Raw genomic sequence first — 26,260 nt, 5'->3', positions numbered from 1 at the left:
GACCAACTCGATTCGCGGCGGATGTGCACAACATCCGCCGCTTTCTTTTGGGCGAAGGGTTGCCTCTATACTCATCGCACCATGGAACTCGATGCCTCCGCGGACGCAGCGCTCGTGCGTCGTTTCTTCGATCGATCCGGCCGCGTGCACATCGCCGGCATCCTGAAGGCAGATGCCGCGAAAGCGGTTTTCTCCTGTCTTGCCGAGCAGACGCCCTGGCAGCTCTCGATCCACGACGATCAGGGACCTCGCGATATTCCGGCGCGCAGCTTCGAGCAGATCGAACCATCGCTGCGAGCGGAACTGTCGCGACGGGTCGATCGTGCCGCAGCCCGGGGATTTGCGTATCGCTTCAGCAACTGCAGGATCGATACAGCCGAAGACGCCCGGGCCGTGCCGCTGATCCTGCGACGATTCCACGAATTCCTGAACTCACCGCCGCTGCTGCAGTTCGCCCGGGTCGCCACGGGATTCGATGACATTACCTTCGCCGACGCGCAGGCGACGCTCTACAACCCCGGCGATTTCCTGACCTGTCACGATGATGATGTGAAGGGCAAGAACCGCCGCGTCGCTTACGTCTTCAATTTCACGCCGCTCTGGCGCGTCGAGTGGGGCGGGTTGCTGGCCTTTCCGGATGCTTATGGCCATCTGCACGAAGCGTTCACTCCCGCGTTCAATGCAGTGAACCTCATGCGCGTGCCGATGGTGCACACGGTCACGCAGGTGGCCACGTTCGCGGCAGCGGGACGCTACAGCATCACAGGCTGGTTCCGGGCCAGCTGACGCTCGCCCAAAAAGAGAGGGCCGCCGCACGCGCGACGGCCCTCATTCAGACCGACCTGTTCAGAACTTGTAATTCAATCGGGCAAAATAACGCCGTCCCAGTACATCGAACGTGCTCGGGTCGGTGTTCATCTCGATCGACGCCGTGTACAGCGGCGGTTCCTGGTTGGTCACGTTCGTCACACCAAGCGAAAGCTCCGCCGCGCTCGTCAGGTACCAGGATGCATTGAGATCCAGGTAGTCGATGCTCGGCGTTCCCACGGTAGTGATGTCGTCGTAGCTCTTGTACTTGTTGTCCATCGACGGCATGTAGCGATAGCGGGCGCCGATGCGGAACATGTCGTTCAGGAAGTAGTAGTCCATGTTCAGGAGCATCTTCCATTCGGGCAACGTTTCTCCCGGCGTATCGCTCACCTGCCCTACGCGATCGAGCACAGGCAGACCCTCGCGAATCGACAGGTCGTATTTCTCGAGATACGTGTAGACGAAGTTCGTCGCGAGCCGGCCACCGCCGCCGAAATCGAGACCCCAGTCGATCTGCACGTCGATACCCGCCGTCTCCAGCTTGGAGGCATTGCTGGTGATACCGGCCGAGATGACTGGTGTCGAGTCGCCATAGACGGAGCGGTCGACGACCTGGCACGTCGGATCGTTCGGATCGAAGCTCTGGTTGTTGCCGTTCGCGCCGTAGCAGAGCAGCAAGATCTCGCCGCCCGGCGTCTGCACGATCGCATCGTCGATCTCGATCATCCAGTAGTCGATCGATGCGCGGAGATTCTCGAGCGCCGCGCCCGAGAACGGCGAATCGAACACCACGCCGAAGGTGATCGTGTCGGCGCTTTCCTCCTGGAGATTCGGATTGCCGCCGGCATTGGTTTCCACCTGCGCAAACGGATAGGAGTAGTCGTCGATGACATCGGCGCCCACGCCTGTCTGCAGACAGAGCTGGCGGATCGCGTCACTGCCGCCGTTCGCCGCATCCGCATTCGCGCCGGATGTACGGGCCGTCGAGGTGATGTCGCACGGATCCTCGATCACAGGCGGGAAGCCCTGGTTCGGCGGGCTGAACAGTTCGTCGATGCTCGGTGCCCGCACGGCACGCTGGTACGACGAACGCAATCGCACCGCGTCCACCACCTGCCAGTCGACTTCGGCCTTGTAAGCGTTCGCGGCGCCGGACAGGTTGTAGTCCGACCAGCGATAGCCCAGCGTCACATCCAGGCGTTGCGCCGCGGGTGCGTCACGCAACAGCGGGAACAGCGCTTCGGCGAACAACTCTGTCGCGTTGATCGAGCCTGTCAGCGGACTCTGCTGGTTGAAGCCGACGAGATCGCCCGAGGCGACACTCGAGTCCGGTTCGAACGCATAGCTGTCTTCGCGATATGCCGCGCCGATGGAGAACCGCGCATCGCCCGCCGGCATCGAGAACATCCTGCCGCCGAAAGTTGCTTCAGCGGACACCTGCTCCACCGTCGTCAGGTTCGTGAAGTACGTCGTGACATACGCTGCGCATCCCGGGCTGACATTGCCTGAGCCGAAGACGTTGAAACCGCCGCAGATCGCAACGCCGCCGTCGGGCGCTTCCAGCAATTCCTGGATTCGCTGCAGCGACAGATCACCGCCCTGCGTGTTGCGCTCTTCCACGCGTGAACCCGACACATACACGTCCCAGTTGTAGCCGTCTCCCACAGTTCCCTTCAGGCCCGCGGTGTACTGCCAGACGTCGACGTCGAACACATCAGTACGCGGTCCGACTTCGGACATGCGGCGCGAGAAGCCGAAATCCGCGTCGGCATCCGGCCGTGATGCGAGGATCGTCGCCAGGTCCGCCGGGATGTACGGATTCGTCACGGGCACGGTGAGTCCGGTTGCCGGTGTGGGCGCGAGATTCGTATCGGCGCCATACGTCGTATAGAGCGCCGAGAAATACGCGTTGACGTTGTCGGTCAGGTCATAGTTCATGAACGCCGTCAGGTTCCAGCGCTCGATCGGCAACTGCAGCAGGTTCGGCGGCGCGAAGTTGTACGAGTACGCGTCCGGATTGAACGATGCATCCCGCTCGCCGGTGTAATTGACGACGCTGTTCGGCGTGCCGTTGCCCTGTGAGAACAGCGTGCCGTCCGGATTCGTACCCAGTGCGCGCGATGGCGTCACCGAGCCGGGGACGTAGCCCTGATACTGCGAGAACACCGAGTCGATGATTCCCTGGTTGGCGAGATTCGCCGAGCTGGACAGGATGCGTCCCTGCTCGATCGTCGCCGAACCGCCGGGCGTATTGCCCTGGCGGCGGACGTCGAGATCCAGGAAAGAGAATTCGCGCGCGCCCTGCCGTACCAGTTCGCGCTCGGTGTAGCCGACGTGCACCACTGCGTTGCCGCGATCGTCGGCGAAGTTGCCGCCCATCGTGATGTTGGCAGTCCACTCCTGGCCGTCGCTCTCATCGGTCAGGCCAAAGGTGCTGTTGAGCTCCACGCCTTCGAAGTCGTCGCGCAGGATGAAGTTGGTGACACCGGCGATCGCGTCGGAGCCATACACCGCCGATGCACCTCCCGTGAGAATCTGCACATCCTTGATGAGTGCGGTCGGGATGATGTTGATGTCGACAGTGCCATCGGCGTTGGATGCTGGCAGCCGGCGATTGTTGAGGAGCACGAGGTTGCGATTCGTGCCGAGACCACGCAGATCGATGTTCGATTGCCCGTTCCCAGGGTTGTTGCTGTTCGACGTGATGTTCGGGACGAACTGCGGCAGGGTGTTGAGCACCTGCTCCGGTGTCGCCGCGGCGACCCGATTGAAAACATCCGCGCCGACCGACACGACAGGGCTGGCGGCCGTGTAATCAGGGCGTGCGATACGCGATCCGGTGACGACGATTTCCTCGACAGTTTCAGGAGTGCCCGACGTCTCCTGAGCCTGTGCGGGGGCGATCGCGCCGATTGCGCTGCTGAGCAACGCTAGATGAATGGCAGTGCGCAGATTGCGCACCCGATCGTGGTTCTTGCAGTACATGGTTGATTCCTCGCTGCGACAAGAGTGGAACCAATGGCGGCCATCGCAATCGATGACGCAGGACCGTTCCGTTGGTTGATCACGCTGTGTGCGGTTAGCAACACAGCGATGTGGCCGGACCATAACGCCGCGACACCGCGACACATGCTGCTGTTGCCCGATTGCCCTGCAAGTGCGCAACGAGTGCATCGTTTCGCAGGGAATCTTGCGAAAAATTCATTGTCGTCGATTGACTCGTATCGTTGTTCGCGACCAACGCGAGTCGCACAGATGTGCAGAACGGGTTTCCTGCCGAATTGCTGCTAAGCTCGAAGGCGATGCGTGCGCTGATCCTGGCTGTGATTGGATCGGTGCTCAGCGCGCAAGGCGCGCCGGGCGACGCGGCAATCGCGCCTGCTGAAACAGCGTCCGCATACCTGCAACTCGGCGACGAACAACTGCGTGCAGGCGATGCACGAGGCGCCGCGACGAGCTATGCGAGTGCGGTCTCGCTCCTCGAAGCTCGCAGCGGATCGAACAGCACTGCCCTTGTCGCACCGCTGACCTCACTCGGCCGAGCGCTCTCGCCCATCGACTCTGCTTCCGCACAGTCGGCATTCGAACGAGCGATCTCGATCAGCCGACGCAGCTCCGGCCTGTTCAACGAAGATCAGATCGACGCTCTTCGTGGCAGCGCCACTCTGTACTCGATCGATGGAGACTTCGCGCGCGCTCTGGGCGCGCTCGAGTACGTAGTGAGAGTTCACGAGCGTCTCTACGGGCCGAGCGATCAGCGCACCGCGCTCGCGATGGCGGACGTCGCACAGTGGCACGCTGCGACCGGCGACTTCCTGGATGCGAGACAACGCTACCGGCAAGCGCTGCAGATCATCGAGAGCCAGGCCGGGCCGGACTCGATCGCACTCGTCGAACCGCTTGCGGGATTGGCCGACGTCTATCGCCGCGAAGCAACGGGCGATACCGATTACGACGCGAGCCGAACGAACGACATGGCAGTGCAGACGCGCCGGCAGTTGCTATCGGTCGGAGCGGACAACTACGGCAGTTGGCGCAAGCTGCATCCCTCAGGGCTTCGTTACCTGCAACGCGCGCTGCAGATCGCGGACAACAATCCGGCACAGATTGATCCAGCCATCCATCGGACCGTGCTACTGCAAACCGGCGACTGGCTGCAACTAGCGCGACAGCCCGCAAACGCACTGCCGTACTACCGCAGAACGTTCGAGCTGAAAGCGACGGACCCGATGACACCTCGCGAATCGCTGCAGCTCCCCGTCCCTGTCTACATGAGCTTCCCGCCAGCCGCAGCGAAGCACCGTGCGCTGCCCGAAAACGAGATCCGTGTGACTTTCGTGGTCATCGAGTTCGACGTCACGCCGCAGGGCTACGTTGCCGGTCCGCGCGTCGTCGAGGCGGACACGAGCGAGCCGAATAAGCGAGCGGCACTGAAGGCACTCGCGGATTGGATCTATCGACCCCGGTTCGAGAACGGTGCGCCGGTCGAAACCCGATCGGTTCGCTACCGCATGAGTTTCCGCGAACAGATCTGAGGCGCGCGATGCCGCATCACCGATCAAGCGTCGTGATCAGGTCGAATGCGATCGAAAGACGAACCTCGTCCGCTTCCAGCGGCGTCGTTCCGTGCCACATGTAAGAGGGAAACAGGACCAGCCGACCACTTTTCGGCTGAACGAATCGCTCCGCGGTGATTCCCGGCACGGCGAAGCGCGGCTCGCCGAACTTCAACCAGCCGGCCCGCTTGCTGGTGTCGATAGATTCGGCCGGCACCGTCACGTAGTACGCGGAACTCAGCCAGCCTTCCGGATGGACGTGATTGACATGGAAGCCGCCGCGAGCGAGGCGAACGGACCAGCAGCCGACGAGACTCGCTGTACCGATGTTTCGCGCGAGCAGCGGATGCGCCTCGATTCGGCGCGGCAACCTTTCGCGATACTGCGCGATGGGAGCTGGCAGCGAATCGAGGAAGGCACGAATGACCGGATGCGATTGCGCCAACAGGCTCCGCGTCGTCTGCGTCCCGTTGCGCAGGCTCTGCCCAAGCGGATGAGCTTGCAGCCGATGCAGATCCGTCAGCGCGTCGTGCAACTGCTCGTTGAACTGTTCGATCGACGTCCAGCCCGGTGGCGACGGCAGATCGAACACCTGGACGAAGCTGTCGTAGTCGTAGAGCACTTCATACGCCGCGTCTCCGAGTACGCGAGCGGCGACGGCTTCGTGAGCGATCGCGATCTGATCGAATGGCGCCTGGCTGCGCCGATGCCTTGCCAGCGCCAGCGCCTCCTGGGGTCGACTGGCGCTCAGCAATGTCGATATGGCGAGATGCTGATAGCTGATGCGGCTTCGCTGTCTTTGCTCGACCTGTTCCAGCATCCGTGAGGCGGCATCGCCGTCACCGCTTTCCTGCAACGTAGCAGCCAAAGCAATCCGCAGCGAGGCATCTGAATCATCACGCCGCAGCCCTTCTTCGATGACCACGCGAGCCCGATCTGAATCTCCGGCATCACGCAGCACAGCTGCAAACGCCGTTCGCAACGATGCATTGGCGGGATCCGCCGCGATCGCGATCTCGAACGAACGGGCGTACTGAGCGTCGCCGCGTGCAAATCGCACGCGCGCGAGCATGACGAGCGAATCCGTGTGCCCCGGTGCCGAAGAGATTGCATCGAGCAGCTCGGCTTCGCACTCATCGAATCGATCCAGGTCGTGCAACGCGCGAGCGCGGTTGTAGTGCAAGGCCGCGCCTTTCGCGCCGAGCGCTCTTGCGCGATCGAAGGCAGCAAGCGCTTCCTCCGGTCGGCGCTGCTGGGAGAGCAGCGCACCGAGGTTGTGCCATGCCACCGCGTAGGCGGGTCGCATCTCGATCGCACGACGATACGCGGCTTCAGCCTCGGCGAGTCGCCCGCGAATCCGGAGTGCAACGCCGAGTTCATGCCAGAGATCCGCATCCGACGGATCGACGGCCAGCATCGCAACCGCTTCGGTTTCCGCCCGCGGATCTTCCTTGTCGTTCAACAACCGCAGCAAGCCCGAGCGGGCCGGGCGGAATTGCGTGTCGCGATGAATTGCGGCGCGATAGTTTTCTTCAGCCTCCGCGTGCCTCGCGAGCGCACGCAGCAGATTCGCTCGATTCGTCAGGAAATCCGCCCTGTCAGGCGCAAGCTCGATGCTACGGAGCATCGCGCGATCGGCAGCGTCCAGCTCGCCCAGCCGCCGTAGTGCGACGCCCAGCATCTGGTGCGCATCAGCGAAGGCAGGTGCGTCAGTCGCGACGCGTCGACACAGCTCGGCCGCTTCGTGCGCGCGACCCGACTCGAGCAGCTTGGCAGCTGCCCGCAACGCATGAGAATGATTGTCCGGCGCACTCATGTCCCTTACTCATGTGCCGGGAGCATGGCGCCAGCGGCCTACTGGACGCGTGACACCTGCGTCGAGCGTCCACCGGACGTGACGAGATGGAACGAGCCCAACGATCCCGGTTTGATCGTCACGGAGTCGCCAACCTGCGGCCGGACTTTGGAATCCGGACGCTTCTGCGCCCAGACCTGCTCATTGTCCAGGGTAACGACGAATTCGCCATGAGGCCTCATCGTCACGCCCTTCACCTGTGCCGTCAGCTGCTCGATCTTGGGCTTCGCCGCCTCCTCGCGGTCGATCTGTTCGCGAGCGACGCTCCCCCGATATCCGAAATTCTGTTCCGCGCTCGGTGCGGCAGCGGCGGCGGCGCCAACAGCGGCTGCGGCAGGCGCCGATGACGCGCTTGCGTTGGGAGCGGCAGCGTTGATCTTCGCGTCGTAGCACGCGAGTCGCCTGGCGTCGTCCCTCTCGCCCGCACAGCCGCGCATCGCGGCAACGGTGTCGGCATCCGAAGCCAGGAGGCCCGGCGAGTACATGGCTGCTAGAGCCCCGGCAAACACGATCGTTCGAATCACAGTCTTCAGCTCCGCTAATTAGATCGACCACTCAGGCTTCTGGCCGCTGTGCGCATCGATGGCCGCGAAGAGCGCGGTGACGAGGTCGCGCTCCTCCGTCGTGAGTTCAGGCCGCCAGACGTCGAAGAGCAGTATGACCCTCGTCTGATCGCTATCGTTCCATGCTTCGTGCTCGATCGTGTCGTCGAACAGCCAGGCCTTGCCCTGCTCCCAATGCCGCGTCTCATTGCCGACCCGGAACCTGCAGTTGGGCGGCACGATGAGCGGCAGGTGACAGATGAGCCTGGTATTCACGAGCCCGTGGTGCGCCGGAATGTGCGCGCCCGGCTTCAGGAGCGAGAAGAGGATCGACGGCGATCTGTTCGGCGTCCGTGAGAACGGCACATCCTGCAATGCACGCAGCGTCTTCGGGCAACGCGCCGCATTTTCCGCGACCGCCTCGCCGTTCTTCCAGAGATAGAAAGCGCTCCACGCGGGATTGTTCAGCATTCCCGCCTGGTCCTTGCGCGGCCGATTCGCGTCTCCCTGGACGTACGGCGCGAATGCGGAGGGCTCGTTCATCACGCTCAGCAACTCGTCGCGGATGTCCGCCGTCGCCTGCTCTACCGCCGACAGCCAGGGGAACTGCTCGCGACCATAGAACTGGATCTGCGGCAGGCCGGGGAAGTAGTAGTACTTCGGTTCCTGAACGAAGATCTTCCGCTTGCCGAGGATGATGTCCACCGACTGGGCAAAACGCTGACTGGAAGTCGCCGGATCGAAACCGCGATCCGAGAGCTGCTGCACGACGTAATTCTGGTAGTGGGCCGCGTACCCGTCGCAGATCTGCTTGGCTCGACGCAGCTCCGTCACCACTTCGGGCGTCAGCTGTTCGCGCGCCGGCGCGTTCCTCAGCGCGGCCAGGTAGAAGGAGGTCGCGGATCGCGAGTCACCCGCGCCCGCAAGCTGATCGGCCTTCATGATCAGACCCAGGACGTTGCGTGGATCGACAGAGAGCAGACGATCCACGGCGGCAGTCTGTCCGGCTTCGTCCTTCAGGGCAGCGCAGGCACGCGCAAGCCCGAGCAGGGCTGCAGCCTGATTGGCGCCGGCACCGAGCGATTTCGCGAAAAGGTCCCGGGCCCGCAGCGGATCGCCGCTGCGCAATGCGTCGGTTGCGGCCCGCAGACTTTCGTCGATGGAATACATACAGAGACGCGCGGCTCCGGCTTCAGGCAGAAGAAAGGATTATGGCTCATAGCGAACGGTGCAGTGACCTGCAGTCGCCCCGGCGCTATAGTCGCAGGCAATAAGAACGCTCGGCATCCAGCCGATGTCCGGCTGGCCCCGGATATGCATCGGCAGGCAGAAGTGCTTTTCGCGTCGGTGTAGCGGGATATGACGAACAATGCGGTCAGCCTGAATCAGGCGGCTCGGCAGGCGATGTCTGTCGGCGACTTTGCGCGTGCGCGGGACCTCCTCGCGCAGCTGGTCCAGTCGGACCGGCAGAACCTGCAAGCGTGGCTGGGCCTCGCTACGGCAGCGCGTCAGCTGAACGACACTAGCGGGACATACGCCGCGCTGCGGGAAGCGCTGCGGATCGAGCCGCGCCATTTCCATGCTTTGCTCATGCTCGGCACGCTGCTCGAGCGCGACGGCGACGTGAAACAGGCGGCAACCTGGTACGCCGCCGCGCTGGCCAATGCGCCCGACGAGAAATATCTCGATGCCCCCACCCTTCAAGCCGCTGCCCATGCCCGTGAGATCAGCGGCCGGCATACCGAAAAGCTCAGCGAGTACATTCGTGATCATGTGACGGATGCGCGTGGCCAGTGCTCCGGCAGCGAGCAGCGCCGCATCGATGCATTCATCGACACGACACTGCGCGTTCGCAAGCGCTATCACCAGAACCCTTCCGACTACCTTTATCCCGGCCTGCCCTCGATCGAGTTCTACGATCGCGAGGAATTTCCCTGGATCGAGGAGTTCGAGGCGCAGACACCCGCATTCCAGCGCGAGCTCGATGCGATCGTGCGGGAAGACCAGGCGGGCTTCGCCCCCTACATCCACTACGACGATCACCTGCCGCTCGACCAGTGGCGCGAGCTGAATCATTCACCGCGCTGGAGCGCGTTCCATTTCTTCGACCGGGGCAAGCCGATCGAAGATCACTGCGCACGTGCGCCCGCGATCATGCAGACGCTGGCGAAGCTCCCGCAGCCTCAGGTGCGCATGCGATCGCCCGCAGCCATGTTCTCCGTCCTGCAGCCGAAGACACGCATTCCGGCGCACACGGGCGTGGCGAATTTCAGGCTCGTCGTCCACTTGCCGCTGATCGTTCCGGCGCATTGCGGCTTCCGTGTCGGCGGAGAAACGCGGGAGTGGCGCGTCGGGCAGGCCTGGGTCTTTGACGACACCATCGAGCACGAGGCCTGGAACGACAGCGACCAGATCCGCATCATCTTCATCTGCGACGTCTGGAATCCGCGCCTCTCGCCCGAAGAGCGCACGGCGATCGACAAGGTCATCGCCGCGACGGATGCCTTCAACGGGGTCTCTCCCGACGGCAGGATCTGACCGCGACTTGCATCGGCCCCGGCATCGCCGCAGCATTGCGCATCGCGTACCGCGGGGACTTTTCCGTGTTTCTGAAGATCAAGCAGCTCCTCACTGCCGCCGAGGTCGCCCGGCTCGACGAAATCAGCCGCGACCTCAAATTCGTCGATGGCCGGGCAACGAATCCGGCCAACCAGACCAAGCTCAACCAGCAGGCGGATCCCGCCGATCCGAAGTACGCGGAGTCCGTGCAGATCGTCAACGCGGCGTTCGCGCGCTCGCGCGAATTCATGGACTTTGCGATGCCGAAGCGGGTCGCGCCGCCGCTCCTCAGCCGCTACGAGCCGGGCATGAAGTACGGTGCGCACGCCGATGCCGCGCTGATCCCGCTGGGGAATGCGCGGCTGCGCTCGGACCTGTCCTGCACGGTCTTCATCAGCGATCCCTCGAGCTACGAGGGCGGCGAGCTCGCCATCAACATCGGCAACCAGAGAATCCCGTTCAAGGGCGCGCCCGGCGAGGCCATCGTCTACCCGTCGACGACGCTGCACGAAGTCATTCCCGTGCGCTCAGGCCAGCGACTGGTTTCGATCACGTTCATCGAGAGCCTGATCGTCGACCAGCATCAGCGCATGCAGGTCTACGAGCTCAACGACATCGCGGCGATGGAAGGCACGACCATGCGATGGGAGAACCGCGTCCGGCTCGACGTCGTACGCCAGAATCTCATGCGCATGTGGTCGACGACCTGAGCGCGGCGGGACGGCCGTCTCAGCCCGTCAGGCGCCGAGTATCCGGGCCACGCCCGCCTCCTTCGCGGCCAGCGCCTCCAGCCAGCGCATTCCGCGACCGATCTCGTCGGCGTTGCGCTGCCGTGATTCGCTCAACACATCCGCGCGCACCTGCGGAGAGTAGGCAAACTCCGCCGCTTTCGAGTACTGGCTGAGAACGGGACTGCTGGCAACACCGGCAAGGTACCCCTCATCGAGCGGCAGATTGAGCTGGGCCAGCACACGCCGCATCGCCGACGTCACGTCGAGCAGGAACTCGTCGAAGTTCAGAGCCATCACGCGATCGCCGAACCGTGCGATGAGATCGAGCTGCGTCCACGTTTCGACCAGCCAGCTCATAGCCGCCAGCTCTCCCAGACTCAGCGCATGCAGAGGGTTGCAGCTGCGTCGACAGGTGTGCCTGCAAGCGGCGAATCCTTCCCGGACCATGACCGCGCAGATCGATGGACGAGTTCTGCCCACCGAGCAGTGTCGCAAGATACGGCTCGGCGCGAAGGTTCATGTAGATCGCCCTACTCTGCTGAGCGGCGGCGAGAATCGACGGAGCGAGCCGCGAGGCGCTGCTCGTGGCCTTCACGACGACACTCTGTGTCGCTTCGTAGCTTCGGCCCCAGAGCGTCAGCATGGACGACTGCAGCTCCCCGAACTGCGTGTTGCTCAACAATGAATCGATGCTGCCGACGCTATCGGCAGCATCGGCCAGATCGCGCAAGGCGAGCGGCTCCCTCAACGACAGCACCCGCCCCGTGCTCTCCAGCAATCGACTCAGCAGCGTCGATCCGACATGGCCGGTGTGAAAGATGAAGTGGACCGGCCTCACGCCCAGCGTCCTGGCTGCCTCGTGAAGACGCGGGAGCATGACCCAGCCACCCTTAGTCGCCGCCCCCAGTATCCGGTCATCCAGGAAGCTGGCGCGGTCGTACGCGCCACGGCTGAACTCGACCAGCAGCGCTGCGTTTCGCGACAGGTCGAGCTTGTGAACGAGGACATCCGGCGACTGCGGCAGGCGGGCCAGCAGTTCTTGCGAGAGAGCGCCGGATTGAGGAGCGGCTGGCATGTGGGATCTCGGCAATGGTTCACGGGCTTCGGGAAGCCTTGGGTCCCGCGATCGTAGCCCAAAAAAAAGCGGCGGCCCCTTACGGGACCGCCGCCTTCAATCGTCTACCGAAAGACTGTTAGAACGTAACAGTCAGGCCGGCGAAGACGTAGCGACCGAGAGCGTCATACACCTGCGGATAGGTGTTGCCGTTACCGGTCGTACCAACGCTGGCGTTGAGCGACGGATCGTTGTCGAGAACGTTGTTGATACCCATGCGGATCGTGGTGTTCTCGAGCGCCTGCCAGCTGCCGAAGATATCGAAATAGTGTTCGGCTTCGAGCTTGCGATCGATACGGTTCGCAGGAGCCTGGTACATCTCCACAGCGCTGATGTAGCGGTGCGTGAGTGCCAGGTCGACGTTCCACGGGGTCGCCCAACCAATGCGTGTACGCGTGCGCAGCTCAGGGTTGACCGCCGTGGTCAGCGAGCTGACGCAGGCGCCCACGAAGTACCCTGTGCAATCGAACGGTTCCGCACCCGGCGTGCCGAGGTCCGTGATCAGATCGATCAGGTACGTCGCCGTCAGGTTGAGGTTCAGGCTGCCCATGTTGCCCATCTGCAGCGAGGCATAGCCGATGTTCAGGTCGACGCCCGAGGTTTCCAGACCACCGATGTTGGTGTTCAGGTCGAGCACGTTGCCTTCACCCACCCACAGCGTGCCGTTTTCCGGGTTGCGGATGATGCGATCACACGCGACCTGGTCGTTCAGCTGGTAGCAGGAGTTCAGCGTGTTCTCGGCACCGTAGGTCGAGACGAGCTGGGTCACTTCGATGTCGAAGTAGTCCACCGACACGCTCAGGCCCGGAGCAAAGCCCGGGGTGAACACGAAGCCGTACGACATCGTGTCCGACTCTTCCGGAACCAGGTTCCGGTTGCCGCCCTGCGTGAAGTTGTACTGACCTGCCGGGCTGTCCAGCACCGGAGACTGGTACTGGGACGGATCCACACCGGTGGCTTCGCACGCTTCTTCCGACGGGGCATTCGCTGCGTTGCGCAGAGCAAAGCCGCAAGGATCGCCGTCCATGTCGAACAGGTTGAAGCCCTGAGCCGTGAACAGCTCGACGATGTTCGCCGCGCGGACCGCACGCTGGAAGCTTGCGCGGAAGCGGATGTCTTCAACCGGTGCCCAGTCGGCGCCGATCTTGTACGTATCCGTCGACACGCTGTCGCCGTAGTCCGAATAACGATACGCGAGCTCGAGGCCGAGCTGCTGGGCGAAGGCCTTGTCCTGCACCAGCGGAACGTTGATTTCCGTGAAGATGTCGTTGACGTTCGTGGAACCCGCGATACCGATGGTCGCACCGCCCGTGCCGGAGAGGCCCGAGGTCGTGAGCAGATCGTCGGTGACGTTTTCCAGCTTGTCATGGCGGCTTTCGACGCCGAACGCGAACTTGACGGAATCGCTTGCCGTCGGGAGCTTGAAGCCGATCGTGCCGAGGTCACCCGTGACGACCAACTGAGCGACGCTCTGGTCGATCACGCCCTGCTGGAGGCCAGGAGCCTGCAGGTAGTTCAGCGCTTCCGGCGTCACACCGCTCGGATCGAACACGTTGTACGGCACGCACAGAGGATCGCTGCCGTCGACCACGGACTGGCAGGTCTCCACGCCGTTCACCATGACGACGTTCATAGCGCGCTGCAGACGGGCGATCGCGAAGTAGTTCTTCGTGAGCTGGTCAGCCGTGGTGCGGGAGTACTGCACGCTTGCGTCGTAGTCCCAGCCATCAGCGATCGAGCCGCGAACACCAACGAGGGTGCGGAACGACGTGTTGTGGAAGTCCTGCTGACGACCACCGCCTTCGACGTTACGACGACCGATGTACAGCGGAACGATGTTGGGATCGGCCAGGAACGGGCTGCCCGTCGGGTTTTCCGGCGTGATCGTGGACGGATCGATCGTGTTTGCCGCCAGGTCCGCCAGAGCACCGCAACCAATCCGCGTCGCCTGCTGCGTCGACAGGAACGGGTTGTCGCAGTTGATCGTGGCCGTATCGAAGAACGCGCCGCCGGGAGCGATCTGTGCCACCGACCGGACGTCGGTGAACATCAGCTGGCTGTAGACGTCCGCGTGTTCGCTGATCTCGTAGTGACCCATCGCGCCGAGGCTGTAACGGGTGTCGGGACGCAGGAAGTGGTTGACCGGACCGAAGTTGTACTGGTCAAGCGCTGCCGTGAAGTTACGGAAGTCGCCCGTTCCCTGATCGATCGACAGGTTGTACGACGGCAGCGGATTGGTGTCCGCAACCGTGTCGTCCGCCGTGTTCGGCAGACCGTCCGGACCGACGCGGCCGTTGAAGTTGGAATTGAAGTCCGTGAACTGGCCGGGGAATGCAGTGCCCGAGCCGCCGCAAGCGAACGACACCGTCGGGTTGGCACCCAGCGAGCACGCCGAGAAGTCACGGTCGCGCTGGAGGATCTGCTTGTTGTCCTGGTAGGACACGTAAGCAGTGATGTTGCCGCGGCCGTCGTCAGTGCCGACGCCCATCAGGATGTTCGCCTGATAGCCTTCGCCGTCCGTCACGTTGTCGTCCGGGAGGGCGAACTGCGACGGGTTCGTGGCCGCACGGCCTTCGATCACATCGCGCAGCTTGACCTGGCCAGGGCCGCCGAAGTCGTTGTTGTGCTGGTAGACGTTGCCCTGAAGGTCGATCTGGATGCCTTCGAAGTCCTTCTTCATGATGAAGTTGACGACGCCGCCGATCGCGTCCGAGCCGTACACAGCGGATGCACCGCCGGTCAGCACTTCGACGCGCTCGACCATCGCGGTCGGGATCTGGTTCAAGTCAGCAGCGGAGTTCGTCACACCACCGTACGGCATGCGACGGCCGTCGATGAGGACGAGAGTGCGCTGCGAGCCGAGGCCGCGCAGGTTGACCGTTGCGGTACCGGTCGAGCCGTTGGCAACCGTCGCGTTCTGAGCGGCGAATGCCTGCGGCAACGAGTTGACGAGGTCTTCGATCTTGGCGACACCCTGGACGGCCACGTCTTCCGCGGTGACCTGGGTGATCGGGCTGGTGGTGGTGAGGTTCGGCTGCGAAATGCGTGAACCGGTAACGACGACTTCCTGGATAGGCGTGTCTGCTGCGTTTGCCGGAAGTGTCGCTGCGGCTGCGACGGCAGCACCGCCGCACAACGCGAAGCGTACAGCGCGCTGTACTGAGTTATTCATCGACATCTAAGTCTCCTCCTGCGAGAGGGAATTGATTTGTGTGTTGTGGGCCGTCCGAAAACTGCCCGCGGTCCCAAGCTAGGAGCGATCTTTACGGACGTGCGAATAGCAACACCCGCGCCCTTCTGCCCCATGCGTGGCGCCGAGCATACAACCGAAGGATTAGCAATTGGTAGTCAGATCGCGTGTCTGGTGACAACAAAAGCACTGATTTTCAATGTGAACGCGGTGCTTCGGAGGCAACAATCGTTGTATACCGTAGCATCCGAGCCACAGCCGGGAATCCGCAGGATTCCACCCAAAGCAATTTCAGCCAACGGCCTCAAGCGGGCAGGACCCTTGCCGACCCACGTTCTGGCGCATCCTGCCGTCAGACTGGCCGTTCGTGATTGCCGCCGCGCAGAGCATGTCCGGATAATCGGCCAACATGCTGCGCCAGGCCCTATTCGCGGCGTCTCTCCTCGCGTGCTCCACGGGCATTTGTGAGCCGGGAGAGACGGTTTCAGACCCTCCACCCGACGACGCGCGCCCTCTGTTTGCCGCGCCGACCGAACGGGACCGGGTCGGCCGGATCGTTGCGCCGGTGATGATCAACGGCCAGGGGCCTTTCAATCTGCTCGTGGACACGGGCGCCAACAGCACAACGGTGTCGGGCGCGCTCGCGCGGCGCCTTGGGCTTGCCTATAGCGCCGATTCCCAGATCATCGTGAATGGCGTCACGGGCCGAGCCTTGATGCCCGCCGCATCGATCGATCGGCTCCAGGCAGGCGCGCTGGTGCTGACCAACCAGCGTGTGCCCGTCATCGAATCCAACGTGATGGCCAACGCCGACGGCATCCTCGGCGTCGCGGCGCTCACCGACAAACAGCTCATCGTCGACTTCCGCTACAACCGGGTCACGCTCGGCTATTCCCAGAAGCTTCCGCCCTACTTCATCACGGTGAAGGCGAAGCGCCTGCCGTCGGGTCTGCTCGTCGCTCCCGCGATGGTTGGGCGGGTGCGGGCGCTGGCGGTCATCGATACCGGGGCCGAGCGCACGCTGGGGAATCGCTCACTGCAGACGGCTCTGAAGAAGGCAGGACGGCCGATCACCGATGTAACGGTTTTCGGTACGACGCTGGATGTGAGCACGGGTGACCTGTCGGCCGTGCAGACGATCCGGATGGGCGAAGTGCGCATCAACAACACGCACGTCGCCTTCGGCGATTTCCATGTCTTCGACATCTGGGATCTGGACGACCGGCCGGCGATCATTCTGGGAATGGATGTCATTGGCCGCGTTGATATTTTTGCCATCGACTTCCGGCGCATGGAGATCGGCTTCCGCAGCTGAGCCGACATGCGCTTCGCAATACCCCGATAGGCAACCGCGCCCGGACCGCCCATCCTCGGCTTGAGCTCGCCGGGCGGCGTAGCGCATCTCAAGAAGCAGCGCTGTGAGCAACAACATCCGAGTCCTGGTCGTGGGCGCCACCGGCGCTCAGGGCGGGTCCGTGGCCAGGCATTTGCTGGGCACGGGCCGATACAAAGTGCGGTGCCTGACGCGTCATCCCGATTCGAGCTCGGCGATGGCACTGCGGCAGGCAGGCGCCGAAATCGTCCAGGGGGATCTCGAAGATCCGCCGGCATTGCGGGCGCTCTTGCGCGACTGCGACGCCGTCTTCGGCGTGACGAACTACTGGGAGCACGGGGAACGGGAGTACGTGCAGGGCCGCAATCTCGTGGACGCCATCCGTCACAGCGACGTCCAGCACACCATCCTCAGCACGCTGCCGCACACGAAACTGCTGTCGGGCGGCCGGCTCGAAGTCCCGCACTTCGACACCAAGGCACGCATCGAAGAGTACGCGCGCGAGATGGAGCTGCCGGCGACGTATCTGCACGTCGCGTTCTACTACGAGAACTTCCTGAATTATTTTCCGCCGCGAAGACAGCCGGACGGCACGTATGTTTTCGGCTTCCCGCAAGGCACGACGCCGCTCGCTGCCATTGCGGCGTCGGACATCGGGGGGCTCGTCGTTGCGATCCTCGCTGAATCATTCTGGTATCGCGACAAGCTGGTCGGTGCCGTCGGCGACGATCTGCGAGCGGACGAGTACGCGGAGGTGATGACGCAGACTCTGCATCGCAAGGTCGAGTACCACTACATCGACCATGCTTCCTTCGCGGCGCTGCCGTTCCCGGCCGCGCCTGATCTCGCGAACATGTTCGAGTTCAACCGGCTCTACGTGCCGAATCGCCGCGCCGATCTCGCGAAATCGCGCGAGCTCTTCCCGGAAATCCGCAGCTTCGATCGGTGGCTGCGCTCGAACACGACAGCGATGCAGCACGCGCTCGACAGTTGATTGCTGTCGACTCTGCTACCCGACCGCCCGCGCCAGCGGCGCTTCCTCATTGCGACGTTCCTGCAGGAAATCCTTCAGGATGCGGGCTGTGTGCGACTTGCTCCTGCCGCGGGTCACATCCTCCGGCGAACCCTGGGCGACGACCATGCCGCCGCCTTCGCCGCCCTCCGGCCCCAGATCGATGAGCCAGTCCGCCTCGGCCATGACATCGAGATTGTGTTCGATGACGACAACCGAGTTCCCCGCATCGACGAGCCGGTGCAGCACGTGGATGAGTTTCTCGACATCGGCCATGTGCAGTCCGACAGTCGGCTCGTCGAGCACGTAGAGCGTGCCTGCCGTCGCGTCTCTGTCCGAGAACGCCCGCGCGGCGTCCGTGCGAACCTTCGCAAGTTCGGTGACTAGCTTGATTCGTTGCGCCTCGCCGCCGGACAGCGTGGGACTTTGCTGCCCGAGCGTGAGATAGCCGAGCCCAACGTCCTGCAGCAGGCGCAACGCATGATGGATGCGCGGATGCGCCGCGAAGAATTCGACTGCTTCATCGACGCTCATCATCAGCACGTCGCCGATGCTCTTGCCCTTGAACTGGATGGCCAGCGTTTCCTGATTGAAGCGGCGGCCCCGGCAGGAGTCGCAGCTCACTTTCACATCCGGCAGGAAGCTCATCTCGATGCGCTGCATGCCCTGGCCTTCGCACGCTTCGCAGCGACCGCCTGCGGTGTTGAACGAGAACCGCGTCGGCTCATAGCCGCGCATGCGCGCCTCTGTCGTGTCGGCAAACAAGCGTCGGATAGCATCCCAGAATCCGACGTACGTGGCCGGACACGAGCGCGGCGTCTTGCCGACCGGCGTCTGGTCCACCTCGAGAATGCGCTCGACAGCTTCCCATCCCGCGATCTCACGACAGCCGTGCCATTGCGGCGAGCGGCGCCGCTGACTCAGCGCGTCACGCAGGTTGTCATGCAACACATCGCGGGCGAGCGTCGATTTGCCTGAACCGGAAACGCCCGTCACGACGACCAGGCGGCCCAGCGGTACGCGAACCGACTGACGGCGCAGATTGTGGAGCTCGGTGTCCTTCACGATCAGCGAGGGCGTCCGCGTGCTCACCGGGCGGCGAGCCGCGAGCGGATGCCGCAGCGGATTGAGCAGGAAACGGCCGGTAAGCGAATCGCTGGAGCGTTCGAGTTCCTCCGCGGTCCCTGCGGCTACTACGCGACCACCTCGCGAGCCGGCACCGGGACCGAGGTCCACCACATAGTCGGCGCGACGGATCGTCTCCTCATCATGCTCGACGACGAGCAGCGAATTGCCCTTGGCCGCGAGCCGCTCGAGCGTGTCGAGCAGGATGCCGTTGTCGCGTGGATGCAGACCGATCGTCGGCTCATCGAGGATGTAGCAGACGCCCTGAAGATTCGAGCCCAGCTGCGCCGCCAAGCGGATTCGCTGCGCCTCGCCGCCCGACAGCGTCGGCGCTGATCGCGAAAGCTGCAGGTAGCCGAGCCCGACGTCTTCCAGGAACGCGAGTCGCGAGTGGATTTCGGTCAGGCAGTCGCGCGCAATCTCCTGCTCACGACCCTGCAGCTTCAATCGCGAGAACTGCTTGCGAAGCTCCGCGACGGACTGGGCGGTAGCTGCAGTGATCGATTGATTCTGGAAGAGCACGTGGCGCGCAACGGCGTTGAGCCGTTCGCCATTGCACTCCTCGCACGTATGCGACTCGTCGCCTTCGTTCCACATACCTTCTTCGCCGCTCTGCTGTTCGTCGAAGCCGGAAATCGCCAGACCCGTGCCGAAACAGCCTTCGCACCAGCCCAGCTTCGAGTTGAAGGAAAACAGACGCGGATCGAGCTCCGCGAAGCTCGTATTGCAGGACGGGCATGCGCGACGAGTCGAGAACAACGCGAGCGGCGACGCTTTTCCACGCGATCGCTGAGCATGGTCAGGAGCGACGGCCACGGTTCCCTTGCCATGCTCGAGGGCCACCGTCAGTGCTTCGCGCAATTCGCGCTCCGTCTTCGCTGCGACAGTGAGTGTCTTCACCGGCAACTCGATCGAATGCTCCTTGAAGCGATCGAGCTTCGGCCACTTTGCGGTCGAGAGCAGTTCGCCGTCGACGCGCAGCTGCACGAATCCCTTCTTGGCCGCCCATGCGGCGAGATCCTTGTAGATACCCTTGCGCGCGGTGACGAGCGGCGCGAGCAGCGTGACGCTCTTGCCTCTGTAGTCCTTCAGCAGCTTCGCGACGATCGCATCGAAGCTCTGCGGCTCGATCGGCACATCGCAAGTGGGGCAGTACTGGGTTCCGAGCTTCACGTAGAGCAGACGCAGGAAGTGATAGATCTCAGTCAGCGTCGCGACGGTGCTCTTGCGTCCGCCGCGACTGGTGCGCTGCTCGATGGCCACTGTCGGCGGAATGCCGAAGATCGCATCGACATCCGGACGCGATGAGGGCTGGACGAACTGCCGTGCGTAGGCGTTCAGCGATTCGAGATAACGGCGCTGTCCTTCACCGAACACGATGTCGAATGCGAGCGTCGACTTGCCGGAACCCGAGACACCGGTCACGACTGTGAAGCGGTCGCGGGGGAGAGTGACGTCGATGTTCTTCAGGTTGTGTTCGCGGGCGCCGTGGATGCGGATCGAGGAGTCGACCTGAGGCGGTGAGCTGCGAGCGGCGAGCGATGAACCGGAGTAAGTGTCGACCACGGATCGATCGGCCACGGCGTTCGCCCTCGTGGCGGCTGCCAACCAATCAGCTGTCGTCGACTCGTACTCGCGCAGCGCTTTTCCCGTATGCGAGGTCCCGTGCTGCATGACCTGAGCCGGGGTTCCGGTCACGACGACTTCGCCACCTGCTTCGCCGCCTTCGGGGCCGAGATCGATCAGCCAGTCCGAGCCAGCGATGACGTCGAGATTGTGTTCGATCACGAGCACTGAGTGCCCCGCTTCGATCAGGCGCCGGAAGGCGCGCAGGAGCTTCGCAATGTCGTCGAAGTGCAGACCGGTGGTCGGCTCGTCGAAGAGGAAGAGCGTGCCGCGCGTGCCATTGGCCGGGGCCTTCTGTGCGTCTGCGCTCTCAGCGAGATGCCCCGCCAGCTTTAGTCGCTGCGCTTCGCCACCCGACAGGGTCGGCACCGGCTGTCCCAGCTTCAGGTAGTCGAGACCGACTTCGGCGAGCGGCTGCAGCTTGTGCAGCACCTCCGGTTCGTCGGCGAAGAATGCGACCGCCTCGTGCACGGTCATTTCCAGGACCTCTGCGATGCTCGGCGCGGCACCCTTCCTGCGCAGCCTGATCTCCAGGATCTCGTTGCGATATCGCCGACCATCGCAGTCCGGGCAACGCAGATAGACGTCGGAGAGGAACTGCATCTCGACGTGCTCGAAGCCGTTGCCGCCGCACGTCGGGCATCGACCATTGCCGGAGTTGAAGCTGAAGGTGCCGATCGTGTAGCCGCGCTCCTTCGCCTGCGTCTGCGCGGCGAACAGCTTGCGAATCGCATCGAACGCGCCGACATAGCTCGCGGGATTCGATCGCGTCGTCCGCCCGATGGGCGATTGATCGACCATGACGACGGCGCCGATCTGATCGGCTCCTTCGATCGCATCGACACTGCCGGGGGATTCCGTCGGCTTGCCGAAATGCTTGCGCAACGCCGGATGGAGAATGTCCTGGATCAGCGTCGACTTCCCCGAGCCCGAGACGCCAGTGATGGCGACTAGACGCCGCAGGGGAATGTCGACGTCGATGTGCTTGAGGTTGTGCTGACTTGCGCCGCGAATCCGGATTGCTGGCTGCGAGCCGTGAGCTGCGAGCGATGGGCCAGAGGCGGTGACGTGCCGGCGACCCAGAAGATAGTCCGCTGTGAGTGAGCGCTTCGCGGAAGACAGGCGATCCGGTGTGTCGTAGAAAACGATCTCGCCGCCGCGCTCGCCCGGGCCGGGGCCGACATCCAGCAGGCGATCCGCGGCTTGCATCACTTGCGGATCGTGCTCGACGACGACCAGCGAGTTACCCGCCTCTTTCAATCGCTGCATCACACCGATCACGCGTCCCATGTCGCGCGGATGCAGGCCGATCGAGGGTTCATCGAGCACGAACAGCGTATTCACGAGCGAAGTGCCCAGCGCGGTCGTGAGATTGATCCGCTGCACTTCGCCGCCCGACAGCGTGCGCGACTGTCGGTCGAGTGTGAGATAGCCGAGACCGACGTCCATCAGGTAACGAAGACGACCGCGCACTTCGCGCAGGACGAGATCCGCAGCTTCATCCATCGGCGGCGCCAGCCGCAGTGCATCGAAGAACTGGTGGCAGCGATCGATGGGCAGCAGCATCAGTTCGTGGATGCCGAGCCCCGGAAGACGGGTGAGGACCTCATCGTTCCATTGCACGCCGTTCGGCCGGAACGCGGGAGCGCCCTTGCGAACGTCGCCCATCTGCGTACCCAGTCGCCACATCAGTGCATCAGTCTTCAGACGCGCGCCGTTGCAGGCTTCGCAGGGCGTGTACGCGCGATACTTCGACAGCAGCACGCGAATGTGCATCTTGTACGCCTTGGTCTCGAGCCACTTGAAGAAGCGGCGCACGCCGTACCAGACGTCCTTCGCCCATTCGCCCTCGCCTTCGAGAACCCAGTCGCGCTGCGCCTGCGTCATCGAACGCCACGGTTTGTCGATCGGAATTCCGCGCTTGCGGGCGAACTTGATGAGATCGTCCTGGCATTCCTTGTACGACTCGGTCTGCCATGGACGCACGGCGCCGCCCTGCAGCGTCTTCGATTCATCCGGAACGATGAGCCCGAAGTCGATGCCGATGATGCGGCCGAAGCCGCGACAACTGTCGCAGGCGCCGAGCGGCGAGTTGAAGGAGAAGAGACTCGGCACCGGATCCTGGTAGTGGATGTCGCAGTCGGCGCAATGCAGATCAGAAGAGAAACGCCAGGAAGTAGATAGCGGATAACGGATAGCGGATGGCTCAGAACGATCCCCGGAATCGGATCGCTCGTCAGTGATCACGTGCACGCTGACCTTGCCACGCCCAACTCGCAGCGCTGATTCGACTGCCTCGGCAAGCCGCGATCGATCGCTCGCGTCGAAGCGCAGCCGATCCTGGATCATTTCAAGCACGATCTGCTTTCGCGGCACGCGGGCGCGCTTCTTGGCTTTCGCTGGCGCCTGCTCGGCTGGCACTTCGGATTCGTGGCGCGCGAATACGCGCGTGTAGCCCTGCTTCTCGAGAAGCTGCAGCACTTCCTGCTCACTGAAGTTGTGCGGGACGGAGACTGGAAACGTGACGATCAGCCGTGCATCCGGTCGTGAGGCGAGCCGCCTGCTGATTTCCTCACCGATGCTGTCGGGCGTATCGCGCTTCACCGGCGCGCCACAGCAACGACAGAACAACTGCGCGGCACGCGAGTACAGCAGCTTCAGGTGATCGTTGAGTTCCGTCATCGTGCCGACAGTCGAACGCGATGTGCGCACCGGGTTGGTCTGATCGATGGCGATGGCCGGCGGAATGCCTTCGATGCGATCGACCTGCGGCTTGTCCATCCGATCGAGGAATTGCCGCGCGTAGGGCGAGAACGTCTCGACGTAGCGGCGCTGGCCTTCCGCATAGAGCGTGTCGAACACGAGCGAGGACTTGCCCGAGCCGGACACGCCGGTGACGACGATCAGCTCGTTCGTCGGCAATTCGACGTCGAGGTTCTTGAGATTGTTCTGCCGGGCGCCGTGGATGACGATGGAATGGGACATGGTGCCTGCAGGCTTGCGCCGCTGGAGTTCGATCGGGATCGGGGAATCGCCGACGGAAGCCGGCGCTGCTCAAAGATTGTAAGCCAGCTGTCAAGTTTCAAGGCCGGCCTGGCAACATTGAACCGCGAAACCCTGTCAGGGGCTGGCAGGGATCAGGCGGAAGTCAGACGCTGGCTTCGGCGACCAGCGGGGGCAACGGGCAATGCAGCGCCGCGCACACAGCGCGCAGCAGTTCGGCCTCGCCGATCGTGAGGCGATTGTCATGCCCTACCGTCTTCACGAGCGCCTCGATCAGCTGCTCCTTGCCGACCGGCATGAGCTGATCGAGCCGGCTCAGCGCCACGTCGAGCTGCATGGGCCAGTTCGACGCGAACAGATACCCGGGGCGCTGTCGCGGCAGGAGATGATGCATTCCCGCTTCATAAGCGCGCCGCGCGTCTTGCTCCTGCTGGTGACCGTGATGAGCGAGCACTGAAAGCAATGTCTGGAGATCGGACGTCACTGCGTCGAGCGACAGCTTGCCGCGCCGGCCTCGCGGATCGAGATCGTCGCGCAGATGCACCTGAGCAAGCTTGCGCAATACGTAGGACGGCAGCGAAAGCGACCCTTCCCGCTGCAACATTCCGTTGAGGCACGCCATCAACTGGACTCGCTCGTCGCGCGTGAGCTGCCGTAACGCCGGGAACGCATGCGTCAGCAACGGCATGCGTTGCTGAGGTTCCAGCGCATCGACTGCCGGCAACAAGCCCGCAACTTCGGTGGCGATATCGGCGCCGAGCTGGCGGTCGATGAAATTCCGCTGACGCTGACGCGCCTCGGGCTGCGGATCGAGCGCAAGTGACAACAGCAGCGCCCGGGCAGGCGACGGGTGCCTGCCTGCAACGCTCAGCACTTCGGGCAGGGACAATCGAATCTCTCGCGCCACCTCCATGTGAAGCGTGGCGGGATTTCCGACGAGCTGGCCAACGGCGCCCGCAGTCGTGGGCAACGCGATGATGGATTCGAGCCTGTGAGCCGTCGGTTCCGGACTCGGTACGGGTGCGGGCGCTTCGACCTCCTGTCTCGCAAGTCGCTCGCGCATCTGCGCGAACTCGTTCTTGTTGAAACGCGGATCGATCGCTTTCAGTCGATCTTCGAGTTCAGGATGCGTCGCGAAGAACCGCTTGATCCCCGGCGCGAAGAGCATGTGCGCGACTTCTTCCGCTTCGGGATTGCCGATGCGCGAGCCTGTAGTGTTCGCACCGATCTTCACCAGCGCGCCGCGCAATCCGCCGGGATCGCGGGTGAACTGGACAGCCGACGCGTCCGCGAGCGATTCGCGATTTCGCGAGACAGCCGCCTGGATGAGCCGGCCGAAAAAGAGACCGACGTAACCAACGATGAGCACGACGAACGCCGCGACGAGAATCGCGGCAACGGCGCCTCCACCCTTCTTGTTGCTGCCCCCGCGCGGAGCGAAGCGCAGCACGGTGCGTGCGATGAGCGCAATCACGAGCAAGCCGAACAGGAGGCCCATGAGCCGCACGTTCAGGCGCATGTCGCCATTCAGGATGTGGCTGAACTCATGGGCGATCACGCCCTGCAGTTCGGCTCGGTTCAGTGTGGTCAGCGCGCCGCGCGTCACAGCGATCGCTGCATTCGCAGGATTGTGTCCCGCGGCGAATGCGTTGATACCGCCCTCCTGCTCCAGCAGGTAGACCTCGGGCATCGGCACGCCCGACGCGATCGACATTTCTTCGACGACATTGAGCAACCGCCGCTGCTGCGGATCGGTCGTATCGGGCGAAACACGCACGCCGCCCAGCGATCGCGCGACGACGCCACCGCCGCCGTTCAACGCGATCGTCTTGTACAGGCTCGACAGCCCGATGACCCCGACGACGCTCAGCGTCGTGACGAAGACAATCCCGGGATGCGCACTCAGCCACGCCCAGTTCGGCAGCGTGAGCCCCTCGGCGCCCGGCTGCACCGACGCAAGCACGGTGAACAACACGAGGTCGACGCCGATGATGACGCAGATCACCGCGACGACGAACAGCACGACGAGCTGTCGCGACAGTCGACGCGTTTCGGTCTGGCGCTGGAAGAAATTCATGGCATGAGGCGTCCGGGAGTGTGCGGAGGATGCGACCGCATCCTCCGCCCTCTTGCTCACAGCTCGCTGCTACTTGCTCGCCGCTTCAGCCGAAGCTCACTTTCGGCGCCACGCGCTTCTCGGGAGATTCGATCTCGAGGAGCTGTGCCGGCCAGAAAGCGAACATGCCCGCGATGATGGTGTTGGGGAACATCTCGCGCGTGTTGTTGTAGCCCATCACTGCATCGTTGAACGCCTGGCGCGCGAACGCGACCTTGTTCTCCGTGCTCGTGAGCTCTTCGGAAAGCTGCATCATGTTCTGGTTGGCCTTGAGATCCGGATAGGCCTCGGCCACCGCGAACAGACGACCCAGCGCGCCGGTCAGGGCGTTCTCCGCGCCGGCCAGTTGCTGGACCGCGGCGGGATTCCCCGGATTGCTGGAAGCGCTCTTCAATCCACTCACCGCAGCGTTGCGGGCTGCGATTACGGCCTCGAGCGTTTCGCGCTCGTGCTTCATGTAGCCCTTGGCCGTTTCGACGAGATTCGGGATCAGGTCATAGCGGCGCGTGAGCTGCACATCGATCTGTGCGAAAGCGTTCTTGTAAGCGTTGCGCGCACCGACCAGCCGGTTGTAGATCGAGATGAAGAAGAACACCACCAGGACCACGACACCCAGAATGATCCAGCCCATGTTCGTGAAACCTCCCAGAACGTTGGCGATTGACCCCAAGCTATCCGAGCATACCCA

16 protein-coding genes are annotated in these 26,260 nt (G+C 63.3%); 7 read left to right on the top strand and 9 right to left on the bottom strand.

From position 1 onward, the window contains the following. The first annotated feature begins 81 nt into the window (after positions 1–81). Complete coding sequence (locus HNQ60_RS17200) at positions 82–786, top strand: 2OG-Fe(II) oxygenase (RefSeq protein ID WP_184334003.1); 705 nt, start codon at positions 82–84, stop codon at positions 784–786. A 60-nt stretch (positions 787–846) separates the two neighbouring features. Here HNQ60_RS17200 and HNQ60_RS17195 read toward each other — a convergent pair whose 3' ends face one another. Next, positions 847–3,795 (bottom strand): TonB-dependent receptor plug domain-containing protein, encoded by a 2,949-nt coding sequence (locus HNQ60_RS17195; RefSeq protein WP_184334002.1) that lies wholly within the window; start codon positions 3,793–3,795, stop codon positions 847–849. Positions 3,796–4,112: 317 nt separating this feature from the next. Between HNQ60_RS17195 and HNQ60_RS17190 the strand changes: the two genes are divergently transcribed. Beyond that, on the top strand, positions 4,113–5,345 hold the full coding sequence (locus HNQ60_RS17190) for a tetratricopeptide repeat protein (protein ID WP_184334001.1): 1,233 nt from the start codon (positions 4,113–4,115) through the stop codon (positions 5,343–5,345). Positions 5,346–5,361: 16 nt separating this feature from the next. Here HNQ60_RS17190 and HNQ60_RS17185 read toward each other — a convergent pair whose 3' ends face one another. The 3 genes from HNQ60_RS17185 to HNQ60_RS17175 are packed head-to-tail and all read right to left on the bottom strand — an operon-like array spanning position 5,362 to position 8,933. Continuing rightward, positions 5,362–7,182: a tetratricopeptide repeat protein gene (locus tag HNQ60_RS17185; protein WP_184334000.1), complete on the bottom strand. Its 1,821-nt coding sequence runs from the start codon at positions 7,180–7,182 to the stop codon at positions 5,362–5,364. Positions 7,183–7,220: 38 nt separating this feature from the next. After that, positions 7,221–7,745, bottom strand: a complete 525-nt coding sequence (locus HNQ60_RS17180; protein WP_184333999.1) for a hypothetical protein — start codon at positions 7,743–7,745, stop codon at positions 7,221–7,223. 18 nt (positions 7,746–7,763) lie between these two features. After that, on the bottom strand, positions 7,764–8,933 hold the full coding sequence (locus tag HNQ60_RS17175; protein WP_184333998.1) for an aspartyl/asparaginyl beta-hydroxylase domain-containing protein: 1,170 nt from the start codon (positions 8,931–8,933) through the stop codon (positions 7,764–7,766). 189 nt (positions 8,934–9,122) lie between these two features. Between HNQ60_RS17175 and HNQ60_RS17170 the strand changes: the two genes are divergently transcribed. Continuing rightward, positions 9,123–10,301 carry an aspartyl/asparaginyl beta-hydroxylase domain-containing protein gene (locus HNQ60_RS17170; RefSeq protein ID WP_184333997.1) on the top strand — a complete coding sequence of 393 codons (1,179 nt, stop codon included), beginning with the start codon at positions 9,123–9,125 and terminating at the stop codon, positions 10,299–10,301. A gap of 65 nt (positions 10,302–10,366) precedes the next feature. Beyond that, on the top strand, positions 10,367–11,032 hold the full coding sequence (locus tag HNQ60_RS17165) for a Fe2+-dependent dioxygenase (RefSeq protein ID WP_184333996.1): 666 nt from the start codon (positions 10,367–10,369) through the stop codon (positions 11,030–11,032). Positions 11,033–11,059: 27 nt separating this feature from the next. Here HNQ60_RS17165 and HNQ60_RS17160 read toward each other — a convergent pair whose 3' ends face one another. Further along, positions 11,060–11,410, bottom strand: coding sequence for a hypothetical protein (locus HNQ60_RS17160; RefSeq protein WP_184333995.1), 351 nt, complete (start codon positions 11,408–11,410; stop codon positions 11,060–11,062). 284 nt (positions 11,411–11,694) lie between these two features. Between HNQ60_RS17160 and HNQ60_RS17155 the strand changes: the two genes are divergently transcribed. Then, positions 11,695–11,868 carry a hypothetical protein gene (locus HNQ60_RS17155; RefSeq protein WP_184333994.1) on the top strand — a complete coding sequence of 58 codons (174 nt, stop codon included), beginning with the start codon at positions 11,695–11,697 and terminating at the stop codon, positions 11,866–11,868. A gap of 378 nt (positions 11,869–12,246) precedes the next feature. Here the strand turns inward: HNQ60_RS17155 and HNQ60_RS17150 are convergent, their stop codons facing one another. Then, positions 12,247–15,339, bottom strand: a complete 3,093-nt coding sequence (locus tag HNQ60_RS17150; protein WP_184333993.1) for a TonB-dependent receptor domain-containing protein — start codon at positions 15,337–15,339, stop codon at positions 12,247–12,249. Positions 15,340–15,766: 427 nt separating this feature from the next. Between HNQ60_RS17150 and HNQ60_RS17145 the strand changes: the two genes are divergently transcribed. Next, positions 15,767–16,672, top strand: a complete 906-nt coding sequence (locus HNQ60_RS17145) for a retroviral-like aspartic protease family protein (protein WP_184333992.1) — start codon at positions 15,767–15,769, stop codon at positions 16,670–16,672. Positions 16,673–16,775: 103 nt separating this feature from the next. After that, positions 16,776–17,684 carry an NmrA/HSCARG family protein gene (locus tag HNQ60_RS17140; RefSeq protein ID WP_184333991.1) on the top strand — a complete coding sequence of 303 codons (909 nt, stop codon included), beginning with the start codon at positions 16,776–16,778 and terminating at the stop codon, positions 17,682–17,684. Positions 17,685–17,699: 15 nt separating this feature from the next. Here the strand turns inward: HNQ60_RS17140 and uvrA are convergent, their stop codons facing one another. From uvrA to HNQ60_RS17125, 3 genes are all read right to left on the bottom strand, one after another. Next, positions 17,700–23,438 (bottom strand): excinuclease ABC subunit UvrA, encoded by a 5,739-nt coding sequence (gene uvrA / locus HNQ60_RS28330; protein ID WP_184333990.1) that lies wholly within the window; start codon positions 23,436–23,438, stop codon positions 17,700–17,702. 163 nt (positions 23,439–23,601) lie between these two features. Continuing rightward, positions 23,602–25,533, bottom strand: coding sequence for a M48 family metallopeptidase (locus HNQ60_RS17130; RefSeq protein WP_184333989.1), 1,932 nt, complete (start codon positions 25,531–25,533; stop codon positions 23,602–23,604). 85 nt (positions 25,534–25,618) lie between these two features. Next, positions 25,619–26,203: a LemA family protein gene (locus tag HNQ60_RS17125; RefSeq protein ID WP_184333988.1), complete on the bottom strand. Its 585-nt coding sequence runs from the start codon at positions 26,201–26,203 to the stop codon at positions 25,619–25,621. Positions 26,204–26,260 lie beyond the last annotated feature (57 nt).

This window comes from Povalibacter uvarum, from assembly GCF_014202975.1.
Lineage (GTDB): Bacteria > Pseudomonadota > Gammaproteobacteria > Steroidobacterales > Steroidobacteraceae > Steroidobacter > Steroidobacter uvarum.
Note: the sequence above shows the minus strand (reverse complement) of the source record. Positions and strands in the feature narration are given on the sequence as shown.

Coding starts and splice junctions, on each gene's coding strand:
- HNQ60_RS17200 (WP_184334003.1), top strand. CDS start 82: ATGGAACTCGATGCCTCCGCGGACGCAGCGCTCGTGCGTCGTTTCTTC.
- HNQ60_RS17195 (WP_184334002.1), bottom strand. CDS start 3,795: ATGTACTGCAAGAACCACGATCGGGTGCGCAATCTGCGCACTGCCATT.
- HNQ60_RS17190 (WP_184334001.1), top strand. CDS start 4,113: ATGCGTGCGCTGATCCTGGCTGTGATTGGATCGGTGCTCAGCGCGCAA.
- HNQ60_RS17185 (WP_184334000.1), bottom strand. CDS start 7,182: ATGAGTGCGCCGGACAATCATTCTCATGCGTTGCGGGCAGCTGCCAAG.
- HNQ60_RS17175 (WP_184333998.1), bottom strand. CDS start 8,933: ATGTATTCCATCGACGAAAGTCTGCGGGCCGCAACCGACGCATTGCGC.
- HNQ60_RS17170 (WP_184333997.1), top strand. CDS start 9,123: ATGACGAACAATGCGGTCAGCCTGAATCAGGCGGCTCGGCAGGCGATG.
- HNQ60_RS17160 (WP_184333995.1), bottom strand. CDS start 11,410: ATGAGCTGGCTGGTCGAAACGTGGACGCAGCTCGATCTCATCGCACGG.
- HNQ60_RS17155 (WP_184333994.1), top strand. CDS start 11,695: ATGGACGACTGCAGCTCCCCGAACTGCGTGTTGCTCAACAATGAATCG.
- HNQ60_RS17150 (WP_184333993.1), bottom strand. CDS start 15,339: ATGAATAACTCAGTACAGCGCGCTGTACGCTTCGCGTTGTGCGGCGGT.
- HNQ60_RS17145 (WP_184333992.1), top strand. CDS start 15,767: ATGCTGCGCCAGGCCCTATTCGCGGCGTCTCTCCTCGCGTGCTCCACG.
- uvrA (WP_184333990.1), bottom strand. CDS start 23,438: ATGTCCCATTCCATCGTCATCCACGGCGCCCGGCAGAACAATCTCAAG.
- HNQ60_RS17130 (WP_184333989.1), bottom strand. CDS start 25,533: ATGAATTTCTTCCAGCGCCAGACCGAAACGCGTCGACTGTCGCGACAG.
- HNQ60_RS17125 (WP_184333988.1), bottom strand. CDS start 26,203: ATGGGCTGGATCATTCTGGGTGTCGTGGTCCTGGTGGTGTTCTTCTTC.